This window comes from Pseudomonas sp. UBA6315, assembly GCF_002438125.1.
Lineage (GTDB): Bacteria > Pseudomonadota > Gammaproteobacteria > Pseudomonadales > Pseudomonadaceae > Aquipseudomonas > Aquipseudomonas faucium.
Genome location: NZ_DJTF01000187.1, coordinates 1 through 2659 on the forward strand (window position 1 = coordinate 1; position 2659 = coordinate 2659).

The window sequence follows — 2659 nt, forward strand, 5'->3', positions numbered from 1 at the left end:
ATAGGCCGCGAATCATGCCGATCAGTCGAGCGGATGTCAAGGCCACCTGCAGGGTTCCGCCGAGCGGTGCACCAACAGGAGGGAAAGAATTCCTTTCTGCTGTACGACCTGTAAACTCGGGAATTTTTGGCTCCCCTGCGAAGGCGCGGGAGTATCGCACATTCGGACGCCACATGCAGCGTCCTCTGTCATTGGCGTGAATCTTTTCGATGAATCTGCTCAAATCCCTGGCTGCAGTCAGCTCCATCACCATGATTTCCAGGGTGTTGGGCTTCGTGCGCGATACGATTCTGGCCCGCGTGTTCGGTGCCGGCGTTGCCACCGACGCCTTTTTCATCGCCTTCAAGTTACCCAACCTGTTGCGGCGGATATTCGCCGAAGGGGCCTTCTCCCAGGCCTTCGTGCCCATTCTTGCCGAATACAAGACCCAGCAGGGCGAAGAGGCCACGCGCACGTTCATTGCCTATGTCAGCGGCCTGCTGACGCTGGTACTGGCGCTGGTTACCGCCGTCGGCATCCTGGCTGCGCCCTGGGTGGTGTGGGCCACGGCGCCCGGTTTCGTCGATAGCGCCGAAAAATACGAGCTGACCACCGCCCTGCTGCGGGTGACGTTTCCTTATATATTGCTGATCTCGCTGTCGTCCCTGGCCGGGGCAATCCTCAATACCTGGAACCGCTTCTCGGTGCCGGCCTTCACCCCGACCTTGCTGAACGTGGCGATGATTGCCTTCGCCGTGCTGCTCACGCCGTACTTCGACCCGCCGATCATGGCCCTGGCCTGGGGTGTGCTGGCCGGTGGCCTGGCGCAGCTGCTGTACCAGCTGCCGGCGCTGAAGAAGATCGGCATGCTCGTGCTGCCGCGCCTGAACCTGCGCGACACCGGCGTATGGCGGGTGCTCAAGCAGATGCTGCCGGCGATTCTCGGGGTCTCGGTCAGCCAGATCTCGCTGATCATCAACACCATCTTCGCCTCCTTCCTGGTGGCAGGCTCAGTGTCGTGGATGTACTACGCCGACCGCCTGATGGAGCTGCCCTCGGGCGTGCTCGGCGTGGCGCTGGGCACCATCTTGCTGCCGACCCTGGCCAAGACCTACGCCAACAAGGACCGTGAGGAGTACTCGCGGATCATGGACTGGGGCCTGCGCCTGTGCTTCCTGCTGGTGCTGCCTTGCACCCTGGCCCTGGCGATCCTCGCCGAGCCGCTGACCGTGGCCTTGTTCCAGTACGGCAAGTTCAGCGCCTTCGATGCGGCCATGACCCAGCGTGCATTGATCGCCTATTCGGTGGGCCTGCTGGCAATCATTCTGGTCAAGGTACTGGCACCGGGCTTCTATGCGCAGCAGAATATCCGCACGCCGGTGAAGATCGCGATCTTCACCCTGGTCTGCACCCAGCTGTTCAACCTGGCGCTGATCGGCCCGCTCAAGCACGCCGGCCTGGCCCTGGCGATCAGCCTCGGTGCCTGCCTCAACGCCGGCCTGCTGTTCTGGAAGCTGCGCAGCCAGCGATTGTTCGAGCCGCAGCCGGGCTGGATGCTGTATTTGCTCAAGCTGGTACTGGCGGTGACACTGATGTCGGCGGTGCTGTTGCTGGGCATGCACTACCTGCCGGCCTGGGACCAAGGCAACATGCTGGCGCGCTTCATGCGCCTGGGCGGGTTGATCGCGGCGGGCGTGGTGACCTATTTCGGCTGCCTCTACCTGTGCGGCTTCAGGCCCCGGCATTTCGCCCGCAAGGCCCTGCACTGAGGCACAAGGCGGGTCAGGCGTCGGTTTTTCGCATTCCACGCCACACCCGGGCGCTGCTGCCTGTCACCAGCGCCCGGGTGTGGTTATAATCGGCCACTTTATGAGCAAGAAGCGCGTTATGCAGCTGGTTCGAGGTCTTCACAACCTGCGCCCCGAGCACCGGGGCTGTGTCGCCACCATTGGCAACTTCGACGGGGTTCACCGTGGCCACCAGGCAATCCTGGCGCGCCTGCGCGAGCGCGGCCAGGCGTTGGGCCTGCCGACCTGCGTGGTGATCTTCGAGCCACAGCCGCGCGAGTACTTTGCGCCCGACACCGCCCCGGCCCGCCTGGCGCGCCTGCGCGACAAGGTCGAGCTGCTGGCCGCAGAAGGCATCGACCGGGTGCTGTGCCTGGCCTTCAACCAGCGCCTGAGCAAGCTCAGCGCCGATGAATTCGTCAAGGCGATCCTGGTCGACGGCCTGGGCGTGCGCCACCTCGAGGTGGGCGATGACTTTCGCTTCGGCTGCGACCGGGCCGGCGACTTCGCCTTCCTGGTCGGTGCCGGCCAGCAGTACGGGTTCACCGTCGAGGCTGCCAACACGGTGATCCAGGATGGCCTGCGGGTCAGCAGCACCGAGGTGCGCAAGGCGCTGTGCGAAGGCAACTTCGAGCTCGCCGAGCACCTGCTGGGCCGCCCTTATCGCATCACCGGGCGCGTGTTGCACGGCCAGAAGCTGGCCCGCCAGCTCGGCACGCCCACCGCCAACATCCAGCTCAAGCGGCGCCGCGTGCCGCTGTCCGGGGTGTACCTGGCCAGCATCGAGATCGACGGCAAGGCCTGGCCGGGTGTCGGCAACATCGGGGTGCGCCCTACCGTGGCCGGTGACGGCCGCCCGCACCTCGAGATACATCTACTGGATTATGCCGGCG

Annotated in this window: 3 protein-coding genes; 2 read left to right on the forward strand and 1 reads right to left on the reverse strand. The window is 64.7% G+C overall.

Annotation, left to right across the window (positions count from 1 at the left end; translation table 11 throughout):
* A partial coding sequence (locus tag B3E94_RS22545) for a hypothetical protein (RefSeq protein ID WP_286915298.1) occupies positions 1-247 on the reverse strand: 247 nt, incomplete at its 3' end.
* Between B3E94_RS22545 and murJ the strand changes: the two genes are divergently transcribed.
* The gene (gene murJ, locus B3E94_RS22550) at positions 210-1748 is read left to right on the forward strand and encodes a murein biosynthesis integral membrane protein MurJ (RefSeq protein ID WP_236236406.1); all 1539 of its coding nucleotides are present in this window, start codon (positions 210-212) and stop codon (positions 1746-1748) included. The two genes, B3E94_RS22545 and murJ, sit on opposite strands and share 38 nt — an antisense overlap.
* Before the next feature lie 118 nt (positions 1749-1866).
* A partial coding sequence (gene ribF, locus B3E94_RS22555; RefSeq protein WP_286915280.1) for a bifunctional riboflavin kinase/FAD synthetase occupies positions 1867-2659 on the forward strand: 793 nt, incomplete at its 3' end.